The sequence below is a fragment of the Acinetobacter sp. YH12235 genome (genome assembly GCF_013417705.1).
GTDB lineage: Bacteria > Pseudomonadota > Gammaproteobacteria > Pseudomonadales > Moraxellaceae > Acinetobacter.
Map to the genome: position 1 here is coordinate 94113 of NZ_VPDL01000009.1, position 23447 is coordinate 117559.

General features: G+C 42.1%; 21 protein-coding genes. 12 read left to right on the forward strand and 9 right to left on the reverse strand.

Annotation, left to right across the window (positions count from 1 at the left end; translation table 11 throughout):
• Positions 1-332: 332 nt before the first annotated feature.
• The 5 genes from sbmA to FTV13_RS06735 all read left to right on the forward strand — a co-directional run bounded on the left by sbmA (position 333) and on the right by FTV13_RS06735 (position 8474).
• Positions 333-1526: a peptide antibiotic transporter SbmA gene (gene sbmA, locus FTV13_RS06715; protein ID WP_179993171.1), complete on the forward strand. Its 1194-nt coding sequence runs from the start codon at positions 333-335 to the stop codon at positions 1524-1526.
• 618 nt (positions 1527-2144) lie between these two features.
• Entirely contained in the window at positions 2145-3128 is a 984-nt protein-coding gene (locus tag FTV13_RS06720; RefSeq protein WP_179993172.1) for a hypothetical protein, read from the forward strand.
• 412 nt (positions 3129-3540) lie between these two features.
• On the forward strand, positions 3541-5580 hold the full coding sequence (locus tag FTV13_RS06725) for a M13 family metallopeptidase (protein WP_180011449.1): 2040 nt from the start codon (positions 3541-3543) through the stop codon (positions 5578-5580).
• Between the two features lie 194 nt (positions 5581-5774).
• Positions 5775-7823, forward strand: coding sequence for a M13 family metallopeptidase (locus FTV13_RS06730; RefSeq protein ID WP_180011451.1), 2049 nt, complete (start codon positions 5775-5777; stop codon positions 7821-7823).
• A 156-nt stretch (positions 7824-7979) separates the two neighbouring features.
• The gene (locus tag FTV13_RS06735; RefSeq protein WP_179993175.1) at positions 7980-8474 is read left to right on the forward strand and encodes a hypothetical protein; all 495 of its coding nucleotides are present in this window, start codon (positions 7980-7982) and stop codon (positions 8472-8474) included.
• Between the two features lie 41 nt (positions 8475-8515).
• Here the strand turns inward: FTV13_RS06735 and yddG are convergent, their stop codons facing one another.
• The 7 genes from yddG to gatC form a co-directional block, all read right to left on the reverse strand.
• Positions 8516-9451: an aromatic amino acid DMT transporter YddG gene (gene yddG / locus FTV13_RS06740; RefSeq protein ID WP_179993176.1), complete on the reverse strand. Its 936-nt coding sequence runs from the start codon at positions 9449-9451 to the stop codon at positions 8516-8518.
• 109 nt (positions 9452-9560) lie between these two features.
• The gene (locus FTV13_RS06745; protein ID WP_179993177.1) at positions 9561-9770 is read right to left on the reverse strand and encodes a hypothetical protein; all 210 of its coding nucleotides are present in this window, start codon (positions 9768-9770) and stop codon (positions 9561-9563) included.
• 222 nt (positions 9771-9992) lie between these two features.
• On the reverse strand, positions 9993-10598 hold the full coding sequence (locus FTV13_RS06750; RefSeq protein WP_180011453.1) for a hypothetical protein: 606 nt from the start codon (positions 10596-10598) through the stop codon (positions 9993-9995).
• Between the two features lie 90 nt (positions 10599-10688).
• Positions 10689-11732 (reverse strand): hypothetical protein, encoded by a 1044-nt coding sequence (locus tag FTV13_RS06755; RefSeq protein ID WP_179993408.1) that lies wholly within the window; start codon positions 11730-11732, stop codon positions 10689-10691.
• A gap of 72 nt (positions 11733-11804) precedes the next feature.
• On the reverse strand, positions 11805-13280 hold the full coding sequence (gatB, locus tag FTV13_RS06760) for an Asp-tRNA(Asn)/Glu-tRNA(Gln) amidotransferase subunit GatB (RefSeq protein WP_179993409.1): 1476 nt from the start codon (positions 13278-13280) through the stop codon (positions 11805-11807).
• Entirely contained in the window at positions 13280-14758 is a 1479-nt protein-coding gene (gene gatA / locus FTV13_RS06765) for an Asp-tRNA(Asn)/Glu-tRNA(Gln) amidotransferase subunit GatA (RefSeq protein WP_179993410.1), read from the reverse strand. Before gatA ends, gatB begins: the two co-directional genes overlap by 1 nt.
• A 52-nt stretch (positions 14759-14810) precedes the next feature.
• Positions 14811-15125: an Asp-tRNA(Asn)/Glu-tRNA(Gln) amidotransferase subunit GatC gene (gatC, locus tag FTV13_RS06770; protein ID WP_005234479.1), complete on the reverse strand. Its 315-nt coding sequence runs from the start codon at positions 15123-15125 to the stop codon at positions 14811-14813.
• A gap of 132 nt (positions 15126-15257) precedes the next feature.
• On the opposite strand from gatC, the gene FTV13_RS06775 reads away from it, so the two are divergent.
• The 6 genes from FTV13_RS06775 to FTV13_RS06800 all read left to right on the forward strand — a co-directional run bounded on the left by FTV13_RS06775 (position 15258) and on the right by FTV13_RS06800 (position 20010).
• On the forward strand, positions 15258-16304 hold the full coding sequence (locus tag FTV13_RS06775; RefSeq protein ID WP_005234480.1) for a rod shape-determining protein: 1047 nt from the start codon (positions 15258-15260) through the stop codon (positions 16302-16304).
• A 16-nt stretch (positions 16305-16320) separates the two neighbouring features.
• On the forward strand, positions 16321-17178 hold the full coding sequence (mreC, locus tag FTV13_RS06780) for a rod shape-determining protein MreC (RefSeq protein ID WP_166139623.1): 858 nt from the start codon (positions 16321-16323) through the stop codon (positions 17176-17178).
• Complete coding sequence (gene mreD / locus FTV13_RS06785) at positions 17165-17656, forward strand: rod shape-determining protein MreD (protein WP_166139624.1); 492 nt, start codon at positions 17165-17167, stop codon at positions 17654-17656. Before mreC ends, mreD begins: the two co-directional genes overlap by 14 nt.
• The gene (locus FTV13_RS06790; protein WP_179993411.1) at positions 17644-18210 is read left to right on the forward strand and encodes a Maf-like protein; all 567 of its coding nucleotides are present in this window, start codon (positions 17644-17646) and stop codon (positions 18208-18210) included. The genes mreD and FTV13_RS06790 overlap by 13 nt, the downstream gene beginning before the upstream one ends.
• A 39-nt stretch (positions 18211-18249) precedes the next feature.
• Positions 18250-19704, forward strand: a complete 1455-nt coding sequence (gene rng, locus FTV13_RS06795) for a ribonuclease G (protein ID WP_005234484.1) — start codon at positions 18250-18252, stop codon at positions 19702-19704.
• A 132-nt stretch (positions 19705-19836) separates the two neighbouring features.
• Positions 19837-20010 (forward strand): PA1571 family protein, encoded by a 174-nt coding sequence (locus FTV13_RS06800; RefSeq protein ID WP_004783090.1) that lies wholly within the window; start codon positions 19837-19839, stop codon positions 20008-20010.
• Between the two features lie 157 nt (positions 20011-20167).
• Here the strand turns inward: FTV13_RS06800 and FTV13_RS06805 are convergent, their stop codons facing one another.
• Positions 20168-21550, reverse strand: a complete 1383-nt coding sequence (locus tag FTV13_RS06805) for a wax ester/triacylglycerol synthase family O-acyltransferase (protein ID WP_004783088.1) — start codon at positions 21548-21550, stop codon at positions 20168-20170.
• A gap of 172 nt (positions 21551-21722) precedes the next feature.
• The gene (locus tag FTV13_RS06810) at positions 21723-22457 is read right to left on the reverse strand and encodes a phosphoadenylyl-sulfate reductase (protein WP_034703384.1); all 735 of its coding nucleotides are present in this window, start codon (positions 22455-22457) and stop codon (positions 21723-21725) included.
• 208 nt (positions 22458-22665) lie between these two features.
• Here FTV13_RS06810 and thrH point away from each other — a divergent pair, with 208 nt between their 5' ends.
• Complete coding sequence (gene thrH / locus FTV13_RS06815) at positions 22666-23283, forward strand: bifunctional phosphoserine phosphatase/homoserine phosphotransferase ThrH (RefSeq protein ID WP_179993412.1); 618 nt, start codon at positions 22666-22668, stop codon at positions 23281-23283.
• Positions 23284-23447 lie beyond the last annotated feature (164 nt).

A 23447-nucleotide genomic window follows, 5' to 3' on the forward strand; every position in this document is an offset into this window, starting at 1 on the left:
TTTCTTAAACTCGAATATTTTCAGTTTATTTACCGACGAAAAGAAGAGAAAAAGACAAACGGTACCAAATAGTCAATCTAGCGCAAAATCTGCTTGTCACTTTTTGACAGGCCAGTCATGATCTCCTCCATTATATTGCGTATGTTATGCGCTAGTATTAAAGCAAGAATCATATAATCTGATATTAATTTGGCTTTAGCGATTTTGTGTTTGTATGTAATTTTTTACATTGAATTGCAAATTTATGCTGCAGTTCGTTGAAAGTCTGAAAATAAGAATAAACTGTGCGTCATTTGGATGACCCCTACATCTATAAGGAGAATTAAGCCCCAATGTTTAAGTCATTTTTTCCACAACCAGTGTGGTTTTTTAGTAGTCTGGTACTGTGGTTTCTGATCAATCTTGGCCTTTGGCATAGTGGTGGATCAGGCTGGGGTGTCTATTTAGGTATGACTGAAGGTTATCATGATCTTAAAATGCCGATAGGAATCAGCCGTTTCTGGGCGCCAAAATTTCTCTGGTTCTATCTCTGGTTTTTTGTGAGTACCGCGATATTTGCTACCTTCTGGTATTTTAAAGCGAAACATCCCTGGCAGCGCTGGTCCGTGTGGGGCTCGGCCTTTATCCTGTTCAATATCTGGTTTGGGGTGCAGGTTAATGTGGTCTTAAATGAATGGTATAGTCCGTTCTATGACCAGATCCAGAATATGCTCACCCAAGGGGGCGGAGATGTCAGCCTACTATATCAAGGTGCATTGACCTTTATTTATATTGCCATGGTCTATGTCACGCTGGCAGTGTTTAACCTGTTCTTTGTCAGTCATTATGTATTCCGCTGGCGGACGGCAATGAATGACTATTATACGGCACATTGGGAAAAGTTACGTCATATTGAAGGGGCGTCACAGCGTATTCAGGAAGATACCATGCGTTTTGCCAAAACTACGGAACAGCTGAGTGTCTCACTCATTGAATCTCTGATGCTATTAATGGCTTTCCTGCCAATCCTGTATGAGTTATCGAGTCATGTAAAAGTACTGCCCATTGTCGGTGAAATACCGCATGCATTAATGTGGGCGTCGATCGGATGGGCAGTTCTGGGAACTGTGATTTTAATGATTGTCGGAATGAAACTCCCTGGACTGGAATTCAATAATCAGAAAGTTGAAGCGGCTTATCGTAAAGAGCTGGTTTATGGTGAAGATTATGCTGATCGTGCTCACCCGCTTACCTTGCAAGAACTGTTTAGTCGGGTACGTACGAATTATTTCCGTTTGTATTTCCACTATGCCTATTTCAATATGGTGCGCATCTGGTATCTGCAATTGGACAATATTTACGGATTATTTATTTTGTTTCCAAGTATTGCCGCGGGTGCGATTACACTCGGTTTGATGATGCAGATCCTGAATGTTTTCGGTAAGGTTCGTGAATCTTTCCAGTATCTTATTCTATCTTGGCCTACGATTATTGAATTGCTCTCCATCTATAAACGTTTGAAAGCATTTGAATCCCATCTCGATTAATTTTTTTCTTCTATTCCTAGACAATTTTAAAAGCCAGATCATTATAGGTCTGGCTTTTTTATTGATTAATTTTTATTCAAAATCCAATTGAAAATTACGATCTGGAGAGGTGCTAAAAAATTAGGATGAATGGTACCCAAACATCCCAATATTAGGGTATTCAAGCTATTTTTTCTTGGCTAGAATTTTAAGGGCCAGCCAGGGTGCTGTTTAATTTCCAATAATATGGCGTATAAAAACAATTAGTGTACGTAAAGGAAATTATTCAAATTATAATCTCATTCAGACAGCGATAGAGAGCATAATTGCCGTTATTGTCCATGATAATAATATCTCTAATTTTTGTTGAATGAGTAACCGGAGAACTGATCTGTTTCTTCTGTTTTTTTATATCTTTTTTCTACTGCTTCATCTTTCAATTGATGAGTAATCCAGCGTATTTGTTGACTTGAAGAATGTTAATTTGATCAATTTATCTGGATTAAAGCCGGATGAATTAGGCATTTTATTCCTCATTTTTAGTGATAGGTCTCGCTATATTTTTATATTTATCAATCTGTTGAGATTGTTGTTTTGGCACATTTGCTATATGTTATAGAGGCCTGGGGGAGATAAGCAGTGAAGCTAAAATTAATAATTCCAACAATATGTGTAGCAAGCCTGGCTGGATGTAACAGTATTCAGCAAATGAAATCAGATATGCAGCATCCTTATGTAAGTCCTCAAGAACTGATTGTTAAAAGAAACTTGAATCAGGCTGACGGTTCGGCAAAAGAATATGTTTATTCATGGGAAAAATCCAAGCAGCATCTGGAGCCACAATCCCTCTATCCACGAACCACCTTAAGCCAGTATTGTCATGAACGGGGCGGCAAGTTTTCTCTACTGTATAAGAGCCAATTGGCTTCAGTAAAAGATTCTGCCCAGAAGAACCGTTTAAGCAAAAACCGTTATGTCACTCAGGGTATTGGTGCCTATCAATGTACGATGCCTCAAGGACAAAACTGGATTGTTTCTATTGAGCCGATTTCTGAACATCAGCCAGATAAGAATAATACTACGCGTGTAGTCCGGATCTTGAGCAAACTTCAAAGCCCAGCTGAAGCACGTCATTTCTATCAGGGCCATAAGACTACGACTAAGTCTAATAAAATTGCCGAGAAGAATGCAGCCAAAACCTCAGTCAAAGATGAGAAAAAGGAATTAGATAAAAAAGAAGCTGATAAGAAAGAAATAAAAATACCTGCTATTGAACCGACAGAGGTTGCTGTCCCTGCTGCTCGTACAACTAGTATCGAAACGCCACAACAGCAACAGATGAAATTGTATGTAGCTGCACGTCGTGATATCAATAGCGGCAAGAACCTGAACAATGCCTGCAATAATGCCCAGCGTGCCTATAACTATGGCAAATTACAGGGTACAGAAGGAACACGTGTCTATACCGAATCCGGCATGCTAGTGGCACGCTGTTTAAGCAGTATTCCAGCCTATGCCAACCGTATTCCAAATTCCAAGGTTCAAGCCAAACGAGTACTGCAGAATCTGGCCACCAACTATAACCATACTGGGGCAAAGAATCAGTTGAGACAGTTAAAATAAGTCTATTATTTTCACATTCAGTTTGATCATTTATTTGGCAAAGTAGATGCACATGAAAAGTCATCTACTTTAAATATTGGTGATATTTAAAAAAGTATTTCTTAAGCATAGCAGAACTTAAAAACAATATTTTTCTTTTGAAGATCAATGATAAAAGATAAATAGTTATTCTGTTGATAGGAATAAAAATTAATTATTATTGGGTCGCAAATCGAACCTCATTTCAGAGTAAATTTCCCGCCGCCATCTCAGATTTTCTCCTCTATCTCTCTTGTTAAATACAAGCCCATTCAACGGCATATTCTAAAAATTATTGGTATATCTCTTGCTTAAAAATTATCAGTTTTGTGCTTATGGACAGAGCAAGAAAAACTAATTGATTTTTAACATACACAATAATGAGATTTATCGCTTGAGAAAACATATTTTAAGTCATTTGATTCTTGTGGGTGCATTTCTACATTCACCTGTGAGTTATGCAGTGAGTACAACTTTATTAAAATCGGCAATTGATCTGAATGCGATTGATCGGACGGTTGATCCAAAGCAGGATTTTTATCAATTCGTGAATGGAAACTGGCTGAAAACCGCAAAGATTCCAGAAGATCAGGCATTGTCGGGTGCATTTGCTGAAGTGAGTATGAGATCAACCCAGCAGTTATTTGGCATTTTTAATGAGCTGGCCAAAAAACAGCATCCGCAAGGTAGCAATGAACAAAAGGTCGCGGATCTTTATGCCAGTTATATGGATACCGATCGGCTAGAACAGCTCGGACTTGAGGCATTGCAACAAGACCTGCAGCGGATTGAAAGTATCAAGACCAAAAAAGATCTGGCAGAATTTTTTGCCTATGCGGAAAAAATCAATCTGAATTTGCCATTCTCTACCCGTTTTTATCAGGACCGTAAAGCTTCTTCCAAGGCGATGATGTATGTAGGGCAAGGTGGTTTGGGAATGCCTGATCGTGATTTTTACCTGAGTGAGCAGCCTCGACAACAGGAAATTCGCAATACTTATATGCTTTATATCGCCAATACCCTGAATTTTGCCGGTCAGCCTAAGCCGATTGAAGATGCTCGCACTATCCTGGCTTTGGAAAAGGCACTGGCAAAAATTAGCTGGTCCGCTGTGGAGCTGCGCAATGATGAGGTGAGAACCTATCTCGTTGAAACTAAAAATATTATTAACTATATGCCTTCTTTTGACTGGATGAATTATTTCTCAGAACTGGGCTTAAAAGGAGCAAGAAAAGAGGTTGCGATCTCGCAGATTAATTATTTGCGTCAGCTGGATCAGTTATGGAAGGTTGTTCCAATTGAAACCTGGCAAACCTATTTGAAATTCAATCTGATCAATAGTTATTCGCCATTTTTAACAGAAGTTTTTCAAAATCATCATTTTGAATTTTATGACAAAACACTAGAGGGTGTACAAGCACGTTCTCCACGGAATGAGTCTGCCTTGAAGCTAACTAACGGTATTTTAGGCAATGTGCTTGGCAAGCTCTATGTAGAAAAGCACTTTAATGAAAGCCAGCGCCCAGCGATACTGGAAATGGTGGAAAACGTCCGTAAAGCCTTTCATCTGAAACTGGACCAAGCTGACTGGATGGGTTCGGACACTAAAAAACAAGTATGGCATAAGCTAGATAGCATCAATATCAAAATCGGCTATCCGAAAGCATGGCGGGATTATTCAGCCCTAGAGATTCGTAAGGATGATCTGATTGGGAATATCCAGCGGACCCGGCTATTCAATTACCAGCGTGAACTGGACAAGGTGGGAGAACCGATCGATCCAGAAGCCTGGCACATGTCGCCACAAACAGCCAATGCTTACTATAATGTCAAGCTGAATGAAATCGTATTACCTGCGGCCATCTGGCAGGCACCATTTTATTATGATGATAGTCATGATCCTGCAGTGAATTATGGTGCCATAGGGGCTGTTATCGCACATGAAATTAGCCACGGTTTTGACGATAGAGGAAGCCGCTTTGATGCCAAAGGCAAGGGTGAAGAAACCTGGAACGAGCGCGACCGTAAGAAGTTCAACGAACGCACCAAAGCTTTAGTCGAGCAATATAAACAATACGAAGCTCTGCCAGGGCATAAGGTGAATGCGGAATTAAATAAAAGTGAAAATATCTCTGACAACCTGGGCTTAGGGATCGCTCATATGGCTTACAAGTTATCGCTCAAGGGTCAGCCAGCACCTGTCATTGATGGCTTTAGTGGAGATCAGCGTTTTTATATAGGCTGGGCACAAGTCTGGCGTAGCAAAAGTAATCCTGAATATTTGTTAAATAGCCTAAATATTGCCAGCCACGCGCCAGGTCATGTACGTGGCAATGGCGCCGTCCGCAATCAGCAAAGTTTCTATGAAGCTTTTGGGATTAAAGAAGGGGACAAGATGTATTTATCACCTGAAAAACGAATCTCCATCTGGTAACAGGATTTAAAAAAACAGGTCTGTTCATCTGAAAAGAAACTGGCCTATTTTTTTATCTAAATGACCAGCATGCAGAGTCAAGAACAGTTTAAAAATTGGCATATATGCTGCTTATAAAGATTTAAGTGTTTGATTATCAGGTCAACACGCATTGATAAATTCAACTGCGCAATGAAGCGCGAGGATAGCAAGCTTTGAAAATTTTTCTAAAAACCGCATTGGTAAGTGCTTTATTAGCCGTTTCCTCTGCAAATTATGCTTCAGATCAAACCGCTATTGCAGCACTTGGCTCGGGGATTCATCTTCAACATTTTGATAAAAAAATCGCACCACAACAGGACTTCTATCAGCATGTAAATGGGCACTGGTTAGAGCATGAGGAAATCCCGGCTGATATGCCAAACTGGGGCGCATTCACGATTTTGCGTGAAAACTCGACCCAGCAATTACATGACATTGTAGAAGAGCTGGCGAAAACCAAATCGGATTATGGCAGCAATGAGCAGAAAGTGGGGAGCTTATATGCCAGCTTTATGGACACGGAAACTTTAAATGCAAAAGGTATCCAGCCGCTAAAAGCAGATATCGCCAAAATTGATGCCATGAAAAGCAAAAAAGATTTCACTTTGTTGCTTGCAGACTATGCAAAAAACCGTGTCAGTACACCTTTTGAATTTGGCGTGATTCCTGACTTGAAAAAGTCTGATCAAATGGCGGTGTTTTTGGGTCAAAGTGGTTTAGGTTTACCGGATCGTGACTACTATTTAAAAGACGATGAAAAACTGAAAAGTGCCCGTGAAACTTATGTTAAACATATTGCTAAGCTGTTGACGCTATCGGGTGAAACAGAAGCAGATGCGGCTGCACATGCACAATCTATCCTGAACTTAGAAACTGAAATTGCCAAAATTCAGTGGGATAATGTGCAGAACCGTAATCTCGAAAAAATGTATAACGTCTATACATTAAAAGACGTCAAAAGCCTGGTGCCAGAATTTGACTGGAAAACCTATTTTAAAGCGACGGGTTTAGATAAAAAAACCAAAACCGTGATTGTGGCGCAAAAAAGTTATTTTGAAGATTTAAACAAGATTTTAAGCAGCACACCCCTCGATGTATGGCAAACCTATTTCAAATTCCATCTGATTGATGGCGCTGCACCTTACTTAAGCCAGGAATTTGCTGATGCAAACTTTGAAATGTACAGCAAAACCTTACGCGGTGTGACCGAGCAACGGGCACGCTGGAAACGTGGGGTTGATATGACTAATGCCGTACTCGGTGAAAGTCTGGCACAAGTCTATGTCGCAAAACATTTCCAGCCTGAACAGAAACAGCGTATGGAAAAACTGGTAGAAAACCTGTTGCTGGCATTTGAACAGAATCTAGAAAAACTGGACTGGATGGGTGCAGAAACCAAAGCACAGGCACACCGTAAGCTGAAAAGCTTTAGAGTAAAAATTGGCTATCCAAATAAATGGCTTGACTATAGCAAGCTGGAAATTAAAGATGGCGACCTGATTGGTAATCTGCGTCGTACCAACAGTTTCAATTATGACATTGCGCTGGATAAGTTGGGGAAACCGGTTGATCGTGAAGAATGGCATATGCTGCCGCAAACGGTAAATGCTTACTACAACCCAATGGGCAATGAAATTGTTTTCCCTGCTGCTATTTTACAGCCGCCATTCTTCGATATGAATGCTGATGATGCCGTGAACTATGGCGCAATCGGGGCAGTGATCGGGCATGAAATCAGTCATGGTTTTGATGATCAGGGTAGCCGCTTTGATGCAGATGGCAACATGAAAAACTGGTGGACCGAAGAAGACGATAAAAAGTTCAAGGAAAAAACCAAAGCTCTGGTCGAGCAATATAATGCTTATGAAGCGATACCGGGCTATCACGTCAACGGTGAGCTGACCTTAGGTGAAAATATTGCCGATAACTCAGGTCTGGCGATTGCCTATGAAGCTTATAAATTGTCACTAAATGGCAAGCCTGCTCCGGTGATTGATGGATATACCGGAGATCAGCGTTTCTATATTGGCTGGACGCAGGCATGGCGTGCCAAAGTTCGTCCAGAACTGGCATTACAGCTGTTAAAAACAGATCCGCATTCACCAGCAGCCATTCGTGGTCGTGCGACCTTACTTAACCAGAAACCTTTCTATGAAGCCTTTAGCGTCAAGCAAGAAGATCCAATGTATCTGGAAGAAGATAAACGGGTAAAAATCTGGTAAGTCTGATTTCCTCATTCGATTCCAAAAGTCCTGACTGATGTCGGGACTTTTTTTTATCTCTCAGGTTACAGAGTTCTACAGGTTTTCTAATCTTTTACATGCTACAAAGAAACTGCATTGTTCAAGCAGTTTGAACGGGTGAAAAAGGAAAGGAATATGGGATTCAAAGCTTTATCGGGTCTTCGGGCAGTCTTTATGACTACAGCATTGCTGGGTGCAACTCAGATTGCGACAGCCGGTCCAACAGTTGATCAGCTTAGTGACTGTTTAATGAAATCCACGACGGCCACTGATAAAACCACAGTCTTGCAATGGACCTTTGTGGCATTGGGTAATCATCCCGATCTGAAAGCTTTTAGCAATGTAACTGCAACTCAAAAGGAAACACTCGACAGAAATTTAGTGACGGTTTTACAGCGGATTCTGGTTGAGCAATGTCCAACCCAAACCAAAGCGGTGATTCAGGCTGAAGGAGTACAAGCAGTGGGCGAAAGTTTCCAGGAGCTTGGGCAGGTCACAGGTCAGGAAATACTGAAAAATCCGGAAATTAAAAGTCAGCTAAGTGGCGTACTTAAATATATCGATATGAGCAAACTGGTTACAACTTTTTTGACCCCTGAGGTGTGGAATAAATTAGGCATCACCCGTTAATGAATTGCAGATGCAGTAAACTTAAACCGCAAAAATGTAGTTTAAGTTTTATAGAGCTTGCCTGGAAACAGGCGGTCTCGAATTTCATTCCAGTTGGTCGATAGCCAGCAAATAAATGAACCTAAGGTGACCATCATCGTACCGATCCAAAAGGTATGCGATAGACTGGTATTCAGTACCCACATCGAAATGATAGACGAAAAGATCGGGCTAAAATAAGATAACGCGACCAGCATTGCGATATTACCCTGATTAATCCCGATATTCCAAGCTGCATAGCCCAATCCAGTTACGACCGAAACCAGCAACATATACAGCATAATATTCAAGTCAATATTAAGAAGTTGCGGCAGTTGTTCGTGATCTAACAGCAGCGTCTTGCTCCAGAGAACCACACTTACCATCGCGAAAAAGAACACGATTGGGTTATGTCCTTGGCTGTATTTTTTGGTAAATACACAATATAACGACCATAAACTCGCCCCAATGAATGCCAATATGTAACTGGTTGGATTGGCCTGCATGTTGTGAATGACGGTTGCTAAATGAATATCGCCGTTGCCCGTCTGGATATAAAAAATACCTGCCAGACTAATACTGAGCCCTACCACCACCAAGCTGTGAAATTTTAGTTCATGAAATAGAATGAACATGGCGATGGTCATACTGGGCCACAGATAATTCACCAGACTAATTTCAATGGCTTGCTGTGCAGTTTGTGCGAGTGCTACGGCATAGGCAAAGCAGATTTCATATACCAGAAATAATGCAGCTGCACTGAGCAGATAAAATTTGGGTATGGTTTTGAGTTTGGGAACGCCAAAAACAGCCAGTAAGAGCAGGGTGCTTAAGCTATACATCATAAGTACAGCCAGATCAGGTCCAATACTAAAACTGATTTTTTTGAGTAATCCCACGATAGATGACCACTGTAAAATGGCACTTAAGCCAATCAGCGTAGCGAGGTTTTTCGACATGGTAAGGGCGGGATGGGAGAATGTGCAGATTGTATTCCTGTTGAGTGATTTTCAATATGGGACAGACACGATTTTATGATCAAATTCAAAAAAATCGTTAACAACCGCTTTATGATTTGAATATCCCGATCATGAGTTTAATGATCCAGAAAATGGGCGTGAAAATTAGCTCGATACCATCGGAAAGGTTGGCAATTTTGCTTTGTCTGGCTGTGAGTGTACGTGGTTTGATAGATTTACGTCTTCTTGACTGATATGCGCCAATGATGAACACAAGAATGATCAGGATAATGCTGAGTAAGATAATGTGATTTGACATGTTTTTATTTTTCTTCGGTTTGTTTTTGATTTTATAGCAGAAATTTGACTTTTCTCTAATCCTCACTTGTACTTCGTTTTAGAAATACCTCTCCCTAACCCTCTCCTAAAAGGAGAGGGAACTTCCAATATTAAATTTATAGCGGCTTTTAATTAGGAATGATTTCTCCCTCTCTCTATGGGATGAGAAGCACTGCTTCGCAAGGGGGTGAGGGAGAAAGAATTACAACAAATCAGGATAAAACCTCTCAAACTCCGGATTTACAGCTTCACCCCTCAGCAAATAACCTTTTGGCTGAATATAACTATAAATTTCCCGAGCAGGTTGTTCATGCCAACCAATATTAAAAGCACACAATTTTGGGAAAAATTGCAGATGGCTATAGTTCAGATTGTTATGAATCCAATAGGCAAGTTGTTGCCAGTTGGATTGGTCTTTTTCATACAGTTCTAGAAATGAAGGAATGACTATACACGCTGTTGCGCCGTGACCTTTTTCGTCGGGATAGTCCCAAATATGGCTGGCAAAGTTTTTTTCATTGCTAGCACAGTTATGTCCTTTTTCGTTGCCAAGTTGATTCACTTGTGGCGAACGATAAGCGGATCGAATGGTGATGCGTCCAAATTTGTCTTGGAGAGGTTCAAGTAGTTCTTCGCAGAGTCGTGTGCCTGTGTAGATGGCTTTTTCAGGATGGTCGGGGAAGTTTGGCACACCATACCAATTGGAGATTTCGCTATACAGGAAATCACGCATAAAAAAGGACTTTGACAGCTGGACGCGCCCTAAGTCTTCGAGTTTGGTGAGGGAGGATACTTTTTTGATAGTCATGTTGTTTTAGATATGAAGTGTTTGGATTGATTCTATAAATAAAGTTATGAAAATAAATTAATAATTCTTTCTTAAAAGGAGAGAGAACATTTAATCTATTTTTAGAATTTGAAGTTGTATTTTGCTAACGAACTCGCTGATATTTGTAATAAGGGTATCGATATCTTCTTTTGAGATTCGTATTTTCTTCTGTTCTTTAGTATACCCAGCTCTATGAGCACAATCATGTCTTTTCTCAACGGCTGGCACTAGCCAAGTAGTTTTGGGAATATCACAGTTTAATGTTGTCTTAAACATAGGAATAACAGTTTGAACATTATGGAATGATTTTGTTTTAAGAGAGTCTTCTACTTTTTTTCTAAGAGTATCTTTCCAATTATTTAATTCTTGAATTTTGAATGTTAAATCTTTGGTTGAGCCATCGTTTAAAGCTTGCTTGAGGATAAAGCTATCTGATGAAAGTACAGTTGTAATGAACGTTGTTTCAAGATAATTCTCTAATGTAGCAATAAGAAAACCATGTAGCATTATATTAATATCTTCTTCTAAATCAGCAGGATAATTATGGTTAAGAATTTGCTTAGCTTTCAATATATTTTTTTCAAAAATATCTATAGATTTGGTTTTTTCATATAACCATTGAAACTCTTGTTGAGTAGTAAAACACATCGTCCTTTTAAAGGATTTAATAAAAAAGTTTTCAGTTAGAATCTGATGCTGTAAGTTATTTTTAACAATATCTCTAATTTTTTCGTAAAAGGAACTAAGTAAAGTTAAGTCCTCCGAGAAATAATTTTCTAGATCGAAATAAAAGTGTTCGTATTCTGGCAAAGAAAATAAATTATTTGGTAGTGTGTTTAGAAAGCGTTGTGGGATAGGTAAATCAAAATAGTATTTAAAATATTCTGTTTCAAAAATACTATTTGTTGGTGATTGCGCAAGTTGACCAATTTTAATTATACCAAAACTTTTCTTTATACAAGGGTTCTTAGAATAGTCACAAATATGGATATTAAACGTTGTTTTGTATCCAAAATCATCCCAATTAGAGGGAGAGAGTAAAATGAGATAACCTGAAAAGTTTTCTAATAGCGGGGGTGCACTAGTTTTATTAAAGTAAATTTTAATTTCCATACTTTCTCCCATAAAAAAACCCCGCATTAAGCGAGGTTTTTATAACATGAAATCAAATAATTAGCGAATAGATCAACCAATCAATTTCTTCATCAATTCATTCACTTGAGCAGGGTTGGCTTTACCACGTGATGCTTTCATCACCTGACCAACCAGACCGTTGAAAGCTTTCTCTTTACCAGATTTATACTCTTCAACCATCTTCTCGTTGGCAGCAAGTACATCCTTAATAATCGCTTCAATCGCGCCTGTATCAGTTTCCTGTTTCAAGCCTTTCTCAGCAATAATCTCGTCCGCAGTTTTGCCTTCTTCCCACATAAAGCCAAACACCTGTTTCGCGATCTTACCGCTAATGGTGTTATCGACAATACGCGCGATCATACCGCCCAATTTCTCACTCGACACAGGAGAGTCAGCAAGGTCTAGGCCAGCTTTGTTTAAAGCACCTGAGAATTCACCCATTACCCAGTTTGCCGCAATCTTACCTTGTGCAGCACCGCCAGCAGCTTTCACCACATCTTCGTAAAACTCTGACATTTCACGAGTCAGTGTCAGTACGTGAGCATCGTATTCAGTCACACCGAAGTCAGCCACGAAACGCGCACGACGAGCAGCAGGAAGCTCAGGCATTTGCGCTTTAATCGCTTCGATTTGCGCATCTGGAATCACCACAGGCAACAAGTCAGGATCAGGGAAGTAGCGGTAATCGTTCGCTTCTTCCTTAGAACGCATTGAACGGGTTTCCATCTTCACAGGGTCGAACAGACGAGTTTCCTGATCAATGGTGCCGTCCCATTCCAGAATTTCCATTTGACGTTCAATTTCAACATTGATCGCTTGTTCAATGAAACGGAATGAGTTCAGGTTTTTCAATTCACAACGTGTACCGAACGGTTGACCCGGACGGCGTAAAGACACGTTACAGTCGGCACGGAACGAACCTTCTGCCATGTTACCGTCAGAAATACCTAACCAGCGAACCAGCGTGTGAATCGCTTTAATGTAGGCAACCGCTTCCTCAACCGAACGCATATCTGGTTCAGATACAATCTCAAGTAAAGGTGTACCTGCACGATTTAAGTCGATACCTGACATACCTTCAAACTGGTCATGAATCGATTTACCAGCATCTTCCTCAAGGTGTGCACGAGTCACGCCAATGCGTTTAGTGGTGCCATCTTCAAGCTGGATGTCGATATGACCCAAGCCCACAATCGGGTTGTCCATCTGGCTGATCTGGTAGCCTTTTGGAGAATCCGGATAGAAATAGTTTTTACGTGCAAACACAGACGCCTGGTCGATGTACGCGTCGATACCCAAACCAAAGCGAATCGCTAAATCCACCACTTCTTTGTTCAGTACTGGCAATACGCCCGGCATGGCCAAATCAACCAGACTTGCCTGAGTGTTTGGATCATTACCAAACTCGGTTGATGAACCCGAGAAGATCTTAGATTTCGTCGCCAGCTGAGTATGAATCTCGATACCAATGACAACTTCCCAACCATCAATCAGGTTAGATTTTGGTTTAGCGTTGTTCTTCGCCATTATGCATTCTCCTCAGCAATTGCAGCGCGTTTTGTATGCCAATCCGTTGCTTGTTGATACTGATGTACCACAGACAACAATTGCGATTCTGACCAGTAGTTACCAATCAGCTGTAAGCCAACTGGCAGGTTGTCTTTGTCAAAACCAACAGGCGCGTTAATCGCAGGAAGACCTGCAAGGTTTACCGCGATGGTGTAGATGTCACCTAGGTACATTTCAACTGGGCTTAAGTTTGCACCGATCCGGTATGCAGTGGTTGGTGCAGAAGGCGCAGCAATCACATCTACAGATTCGAATGCTTTTAGGAAGTCTTGTTGAATTAAACGACGTACTTTTTGTGCTTTCACATAGTAGGCATCGTAATAACCGGCAGAAAGGGCATAAGTACCAATCAGAATACGGCGTTGCACTTCAGCACCGAAACCTTCTGAACGGGAACGCTTGTACAGGTCCATCAAGTCCACTGGGTTTTCACAGCGGTAGCCATAACGCACGCCGTCATAACGTGACAGGTTTGAAGATGCTTCAGCAGGGGCAATCAGGTAATAGGTCGGCACGTAGCTTTCTGTCATGTTGAGATCAATCTCAACCAGAATAGCGCCCATTTCTTCCAGTTTTTTTAAGGATTCTTCAACGCGTGCTTTTACATCAGCGGCAAGACCCTCAACATTGAAGTACTGTTTTGGAATACCAATACGTAGGCCTTTCACAGATGTGCCGTTCAGGTTTGCCACATAATCATCCACTTCTTTTTCCATTGAAGTAGAGTCTTTAGCATCGTGGCCTGCCATGACATTCATCAGGTAAGCACAGTCTTCAGCTGAACGTGCCATTGGACCACCTTGGTCCAATGATGATGCGTACGCGATCATACCGAAACGCGATACACGGCCATAAGTCGGTTTTAGACCAGTCAGACCACAAAAAGATGCTGGTTGACGGATTGAACCACCGGTATCCGTACCGGTTGCAAAAGGTGCTAGATCAGCAGCCACAACCGCAGCAGAACCACCTGAAGAACCGCCTGGAACGTGATCTAGTGCCCAAGGGTTTTTGGTCGCGCCAAAATAAGAAGACTCGGAAGTTGAACCCATGGCAAATTCATCCATGTTCACTTTACCAAGTGTGACTAAGCCCGCAGCTTTACCTTTCGCTACAACGGTCGCGTCGTAAGGAGAGATAAAATTGTCCAGCATTTTAGAACCGGCTGTGGTTTTAATGCCTTGGGTACAGAAAATATCTTTATGTGCAATGGGCACACCAGTCAGGGCGGTGGCGTTGCCTGCTTTGATTGCAGCATCGGCAGCATCAGCTTGAGCCAATGCCTGTTCAGCAGTCACGGTCACATAAGCCTTGACCTGTGCATCAATTTTTTCGATGCGTTTTAAATAGTGTTGAGTCAATTCGCGGGATGAAAATTGAGCATTTGCCAAACCTTCAGTCAGTTCACGAATGGATAAGCGGTGTAAATCTGTCATGAGAAATAATTCTTTACGTTTAATTTAATAAAAAGAATGAACTGGGTAGTAATTACTCAATCACGCGTGGGACGAGATACAAACCGTCCTGTACAGCAGGTGCAACTGCTTGGTATTCCTCACGATGATTGCTTTCCGACACGACATCTTCACGTAAAGGCTGTGGGTGGTCGAAAGGGCTTTTCAGTGGTTCAACACCGTCAGTATCGATGCCTTTCAGGGTTTCCATCATGCCTAAAATTTTATTTAAACTTTGAGCATATTCAGCAGATTGCGTATCATTAAGAGATAACCTTGCGAGGTTGGCAATAGCTGAAACTGTTTCTGCATTTAAATCTGCAGAAGACTGTGCATCCGATGTAGACATAATATTACCTAATCAGTATTAAAAAAATTCAAATTATCATGCGTTATGATAAGCGATTGACTTGTCCAAATCATCACATTTAGTTAAAGTGGCCACCTTGCGTCCATATAAAGTTTAACTGAGAACGTCCCCGTGATTCTAAAACGACTAATAGGCTTGTTTTCGCCAGATCTCGCTATTGATTTAGGTACTGCAAATACACTTATTTATGCGCCAGGACGAGGCATTATATTAAATGAACCGACGGTTGTAGCCATCCGTCACAGTGGTTCACATAAAATTGTTGCTGCCGTAGGTCTTGACGCGAAACAAATGCTTGGTCGTACCCCAGCAAATATTTCTGCAATCCGTCCGATGAAAGACGGCGTGATTGCGGATTTCGAAGTGACCGAAACCATGTTAAATCAGTTCATTGGTAAGGTACACGAAAAACGTTTATTCCCGCCAGCGCCACGCGTGGTGGTTTGCGTGCCATGTAAATCGACACTGGTTGAACGCCGTGCGATCCGTGAAGCAGTTTATAATGCGGGTGCGCGTGAAGTACGTCTGATTGAAGAGCCGATGGCAGCTGCAATTGGTGCAGGCATGCCGGTTGAGCAGGCGTGTGGTTCGATGGTTGTTGATGTGGGCGGCGGTACAACTGAGATTGCAGTCATTTCATTGCAGGGCTGTGTATATGCAGACTCGCTGCGTATTGGCGGTGATGTATTTGACGAACAGATCATCAACTACGTGCGTAAGGCACATGGTTGCGTGATCGGTGAAACCACAGCTGAAGTGATCAAAAAAGAAGTTGGCATGGCACTTCCAGATGAAGGTGCAAAACCGCTGGAAATTGAAGTTCGTGGCCGTAACTTGGCTGAAGGTGTGCCTCGCGCGATTGTGGTGAACTCGGATGAAGTCACTCAAGCGATTTCTGATCCACTACAAAACATCGTGTCTGCGGTGAAATCTGCATTGGAACAAACACCTCCTGAACTGTCTTCTGACATCGCTGAACGCGGGATCGTGTTGACCGGTGGTGGTGCATTGCTGCGTAACCTGGACAAGCTTCTTGCAAAAGAAACAGGTCTGCCTGTTGTGGTTGCTGAAGATCCACTGTCTTGCGTGACTCGTGGTGGCGGTAAGGTACTCGAATTCTTCGACAATCCAAATCATGACATGTTATTTGTAGGCTAAGACAAGGATTCGGCGGGTGCAAGCACATCTGTTTTCTCGACAACCGCCATCTTTTCGCTCTTTTATCATTGCACTGATAACATGTCTGGTGGTGCTGTTCTTTGACTGGCGCATGCCACATGTTGTTCAACCTGCAAGGGATGTCTTGTACGCGGCCTATAACCCCATTTATGCCGTGGCCAGCTATCCGGTACTGTCGCGAGAATGGCTGAATCAACAAACCAAATCTGAAGCGCAACTGCGTCGTGAAAATACAGCGATGCAGGCTGAGCTATTGCAGGCGCAAGTTCGCCTACAAAAAATTGCAGAACTTTCTGCAGAAAATACTCGTTTACGCGGTCTTTTAGATACCCCTCTGATTCTTGATGGACGTATGGAAATTGCTGAGGTCATTGGTACCGATGCTGATCCGTTGCGCCATATCATCGTGATCAACCGTGGTTCCAATAACAAGCTGAAAGTCGGTCAGACCGTACTGGATGACATGGGGATTATGGGACAGATTATTGATGTCTATCCGCATAGTAGCCGGGTCATGCTGCTCTCTGATAAAGAACACTCCTTGTCGGTGCGTCTGGAACATACTGGCATGCGTGCCATTGTCTCGGGAACCGGGGATCTGGGACGCCTGAAAATGGAATATGTACCGACCAGCGCCAATATCAAAGTTGGTGAAAAAGTTTACAGTTCAGGTCTGGGACAGCATTTTCCGGCAGGTTATCTGGTGGGAACGGTATCTAACGTAAAACGGCATAATTCAGGGGAATTTGCTCAGATTGATGTCACTCCAGCAGCACAGTTGGCCGGTGGTCATCATGTCGTCGTGCTGTTCTCTGACTCATTAGCGATGGAGCAACCGCATGTCAATCGCTAAGATGCGACCTAAAACACATCGTGATCCTTTATTTGCCATTGTTATTTCAGTGATTGTGGCTTCTGTTCTCTCAGTCTATCCACTGTCTTACGAGACCTCGGGATGGCGTCCATTATTTATGTTAATGGTCATGCTGTTCTGGGTATTGTGTCAGCCGACCTGGTGTGGAATCTGGTTTGCATTTGCTACCGGGATCTTCATTGATTTACTGCTTGATGCGCCTTTAGGTCTCAATGCACTTAGCTTTATCATCATTGCTTTTGTGGCACGTTTCCTGACCCGTGAGCGCCGTATTCTGACCTTTGCTAATTTATGGGTCATTACGGCAATTGCGATTCTGGCACATTTGATGATTATCTTCTTTGCCCAGATTTCGACCGGCGTACAATTCTCATTTGCACGACATTGGATTCCCATGCTGACTAGTGTCATCATATGGCCAGTGCTTTATTACTTTTTGAGAAAATGGCGCATTTAATCCTCGCTTCCAGCTCACCCCGACGCCGTGAACTTTTGCAGCAACTCGGGCTGAACTTTGAGATCTGTAGCCCAGATGTAGACGAATCTGTACTGGAAAATGAGTCCATTGCAGCCTATGTCGAACGTCTGGCGCAAGTCAAAGCGGAAGCGGTGGCCAAGCTGTTTCCGGATGCCATTATTATTGCTGCGGATACCAGTTTAGGTGTGAATAATGAGATTTTGGGGAAACCTGAATCCAAACAGCATGCCTTTGAAATGTGGGAAAAAATTTCAGGGAGATGGCATGATGTGTATACTGGAGTGTGCGTCCGCACAAAAGAAGAAAAATACAGTATAGTAGTTCGTACACAGGTTGAATTTCAGCCACTAAATAGCCATGATATGGAAAGTTACTGGGCAACAGGTGAGCCGCTTGGGAAAGCAGGCGCCTATGCAATACAGGGAATTGCAGCGCGTTATATTCCAAGAATAGAAGGTAGTTATTCGAATGTAGTGGGGTTGCCACTATATGAAACAGTACAGTTATTGCAGACGGTTAAGGCACTAAATTAACTGCTGAAAAAGAATTCTTATAATGTTTTGAGTGTTGTTATGTCTGACGAGTTGTTGATTAACGTCACACCGATGGAATGTCGGGTGGCGTTGATTGAAAACGGCACGGTGAATGAACTGTTTGTCGAGCGTACGGCCAAGCGCGGATTGGTCGGGAATATCTATAAAGGAAAAGTGGTCCGGGTCTTGCCGGGCATGCAGGCCGCTTTTGTTGATATTGGCCTGTCCAGAACGGCATTTTTGCATATCAATGACATGGTCTGGCCACGTAACCAGCCAACGCCGAATGTATTCGAACTGCTGCAGCCGGGTCTGATTCTTACCGTTCAGGTGATGAAAGACATGCTCGGTACCAAGGGCGCACGCCTATCTACTGATCTTTCTATTCCTTCACGTTATTTGGTCCTGATGCCATATGGCAATCATATTGGCGTATCGCAGCGGATTGAATCCGAAGATGAACGCAATCGTTTACGCTCGATCATTGAGCGTATTCAGGCAGAACACAAGTTGCCAGGCTCCGTGATTGTCCGTACTGCTGCGGATGGCATTGAAGAAGAGGCGATTGCACAGGATATGGCTTACTTAGCCAAACTGTGGGAATACATCCAGCGCAAACAAAAAGTAATCGCAGTGCCTTCATTGATCTTTGAAGAACTGCCTTTGCCACAGCGTGTCATTCGTGACCTGGCTAATGAAGAAACCGAAAAGATCTATATCGATTCACGCGAAATCCATGGCAAGCTGAAAGAGTTTGTGGATGAGTTCGTGCCGAACATGAAAGACCGTTTGCTACATTATCCGGGCGAGCGACCAATTTTCGATTTGTACAATGTCGAAGAAGATCTGCAAAAGGCTTTACAAACCCGTGTCGCACTGAAGTCCGGCGGTTATCTGATGATTGACCAGACTGAAGCCATGACCACCATTGATGTTAATACCGGTTCTTATGTGGGCGGTCGCTCGCTGGAAGATACGGTGTTTAAAACCAATATGGAAGCCACACAGGTGATTGCACGTCAGCTGCGTCTGCGTAATCTGGGCGGTATTATCATCATTGACTTTATTGACATGCAGGAAGCCCAGCACCGTGAAGAGGTGATGAACCAGTTTGTGAAAATGCTGGAACGTGATCATGCCAAAACCAAGATCACCCAGGTGTCTGAACTGGGGTTGGTGGAGATGACGCGTAAGCGTACCCGTGAGTCTTTGGAACACTTGTTATGCGAGTCCTGTCCGACCTGTCAGGGACGTGGATATGTGAAAACAGCAGAATCAGTGTGTTACGAAATTTTTCGGGAAATCCTGCGCTATGCTCGCGCTTATGAATCACAAAGTGGCTTTACTGTTGTTGCCCATCCGGCAGTGATTGATCGGCTGTTGACTGCAGAAGCCCCAGCTGTAGCGGATCTGGAACACTTTATTAATCGTGTAATTAAATTCCAGGTCGAAAATTTATACACGCAAGAGCAATACGATATCATTCTCAGCTGAAATTGTAACAGAATATCGTTAAACACTTGTTACATCTGAAATTTTACAACTCTACTGATATTTACAATACTAGAAACATCAAATTAGCCAAAGCCTTTCTCCCAGTTCTAGGCTTAGCAAAAGGAGTCTATGATGAGTATGAGTAAAGTTGTAATCAATAAAAGCTTGAAACACGTATTAGAACCAAAGGCTGTGCATGCAGGATATATTGTGGATGAACGCGGGAATGAAGTTCAGATTACAGCTTCTATGATTCGCTCTGTCTGCCATCAGTTATTGAAACAATGTCGTACTATTAAAAGTTAATTAAACCAAAATAGATTGCGGTTGTATGAATTTCATTCAAACTGTAAAAAGAATAAAATAAAGGGGCTTAAATTGCCCCTTTATTTTTTACTAAATGATTGGCAAAAGTGCTCACACACTTTTTAGCAGTCCATTGCCAGATTTTATTCGTCCGCGGCTAACTGACCGCTTTCAACTTTGGGACGGGTTCACCATCCACAATCCGTTCGAAGCGTTGAATTTCTTCTTCAAGATGAGTCAATAGATTCTGCATTTTGGGTAGAGCATTACGGCAAGCAGTAAGACCTACTTCAAGCTTGTCCATATAACTGGTCATGGTGATATTCAGTGCCTGTCCATCCAGTACAATCGAAGCCGGATATAAGGCTTCCAAACGTGCGCCATTCCAGTACAGAGGTTCCTGAGGACCAGGGACATTGGAAATGATCACGTTAAATGCCTGACGTTTTGGCATTAAGCCAGATGCAATATTGAATCCTGCAAGACCGTAGACAAAAGCACTATAGTTCAGAATCTGATTGGCATTCATGCGCTTAAAGCGTTCTTTAGCACTGAGTACACTGCGACGTACCGTTTTAAGACGCTCCAAAGGATCATCCTTATGCGTGCCCAGATTCGCCAGAATCATGGTAATACGGTTGGAAACATCGGAGTCATCGCTACGTACAGAAGCGGGCACCATTGCAATTAATGGTTTTTTCGGCAAGGCATTTTGTGTGAGTAAATATTCGCGTAAGGCACCTGAACAGATCGCTAACACGATATCATTAATCGTTACACCTAAAGCTTTAGAAATATGACGTAAACGTGAGAATTCAAAAGATTGGGCTGCGAAACGACGTGAAGCACTGACGCGCTGATTTAAAATAGAACTTGGTGCTTGAAAGCTGGACACATAATCCGGATTACGCCCCATATCTTTCAGTACGGTTTGTGATAATTCATAAGCCACTCGTGGCGTACATTCCAGCTGGCCTTTAATCGCCTGTAATACATTCTTCATGCGGCTGACTTTCGGCGCTTTCAGACGTTTTGCTCGTGGACCTTCTACACACCAAGGTGGCACAATACTTTTCGCATGTGGATCATGGGAAAGTGATTTTTCTACCAGACGCATGCCTGCAATACCATCTACCATCGCATGGTGAATCTTGAAGTACATGGCAAAACGGTTGCCTTCAATGCCTTCAATAATATGACAGGTCCATAAAGGTTTAGCGCGGTCAATCAGTGCGCTGTGTTCTTGGGAAATATAAGTCAGCAGCTCGCGGATACGCCCAGGTTTCGGTAAGGCAATATGACGAAAATGATGATCTAAATCAAACTCTTCATCTTCATCCCAAAATAAACCGTTTAAATAGTTATTAAATGGAGGAATCGGTGAGGATTTGGAATTGCGAATATCAGTCACCAGATCCCGGATAAAAGAGGCTGGTGCATTGTCAGGAATTTGAAACAAAAATAACCCGCCTACATGCATAGGCTGCTGCCGTTTCTCTAAAGACAAAAAAATAAAGTCAATCGGATGTAATGGACGCATAGCGTAGATTGCCTCACTGCATTTTCTTCAGCTGCTCATGTATAAGCAACCTTGTTAGAATTATTGGTATCACATTACAAAGTATAGCGATTTTGTCGCATAAAGGTACTGATTTTTCTGTAGCCGATTGGTTCACAAAAAAACCACCCGACGAACGGATGGCTTTTTAAGATTATTTTTTCAAGTTCCCGGCATGCAAGCCACATTCTTTATGGGTGGCTTCTTCCCACCACCAGCGTCCTTCACGTTCATGCTGATTTGGCAGCACAGGACGGGTACAAGGTTCACAGCCAATGGAGATAAAACCTTTTTCATGTAGTGGGTTGTATGGAATTTCCATCATTCGGATATAATTCCACACATCCGCGCTAGACCAGTTAGCAAGGGGATTATATTTAATCAGCTGTTTGCCTGGGCCAGAAAAACCTTCATCAGATTGAACCACTGGAATGTCATTACGTGTTCCCGGGCTTTGGTCTTTACGCTGACCGGTAATCCAGCCATCTAAAGTTGCCAGTTTTTTGCGTAAAGGTTGCACCTTGCGGATTCCGCAACATTCCTGATGGCCGTCACGGTAGAAACTGAACAAACCTTTTTCAGTCGTCAGTTGTTGAATCGCATCTGTTTCCGGGAAACAGATTTCGATATCAATATTATAGTGCTGGCGAACTTTTTCAATAAATTGATAAGTCTCAGCATGCAGACGCCCTGTATCCAGGCTAAATACCCGGAAAGGTTTACCTAAATTAGATGCCATATCAATCAGTACAACATCTTCTGCACCAGAAAATGAAATGGCAATTTCGCCTTCCTGCTCGAGAGCAAGCGCTAAAATTTCACTTGGTGATTTATCTGCATATTCAGATGCAAGCGCATCTACCATAGCAATAGTGGGGATTTTGGTCATATGAGTCCTGGCGGCATAGGCTTGGAAATGACGTGGCCTATATGAATTTATTTCAGATTTATTCTATTTTAATAGAAATGCCCAAAGCTACTTATCACTAAAAAATAAATACTTATGAAAAAAACAGATTTAAAAAAGAACAGTGCAAAATCTTTTTCTTCAGCTATGATAGGGCAAAATTTTTTCAATACAACTGAGGGGATGCTTCATGGAAGTCGTATGTCTAGATCTAGAGGGCGTTTTGGTTCCAGAAATCTGGATCAATTTTGCTAAAAAAACAGGTATTAAAGAGCTCGAAGCAACGACACGTGATATTCCTGACTATGATGTGTTGATGACCCAGCGTTTGAATATTTTAAAACAGCATGGTTTGGGTCTAAATGATATCCAGGCTGTGATTGCGGATATGGGGCCATTTGAAGGCGCCAAGGAATTTGTAGAATGGGTAAGTACTCATTTTCAGCTGATTATTCTGTCTGACACTTTCTATGAATTTGCTCATCCTCTAATGAAGCAACTAGGCTGGCCAACGATTTTCTGTCATAAGCTGGAAACTGATGAAGAGGGCATGATCACTGCTTATAAACTTCGTCAGCCGGACCAAAAACGTCAAGCCGTAAAAGCATTACATGGCTTGAACTTCCGTGTGATTGCAGCAGGAGATTCTTATAATGATACCACGATGCTAGGTGAAGCAGATCATGGTTTCCTATTTGATGCGCCTGAAAATGTGATTGCTGAATTCCCGCAATTCCCGCCAATTCGTGGTTATGATGCGTTAAAAGAAGCGATTCGTAATGCTTCAGTACGTGATATTCCAGCTTAATTTTTAAGTTTGAAATTAAAAAAAGGCACCAAAGGGTTAATGCCAGTCAGTTAAGCAAATATTAGTAAAATGTAGTAAAAATGAGTGTATGTAAATACGCTCATTTTTTTATGACTTTATCTGAAAATTTAGATTGCACCCTTCAACATTCTTTACCTTCACTT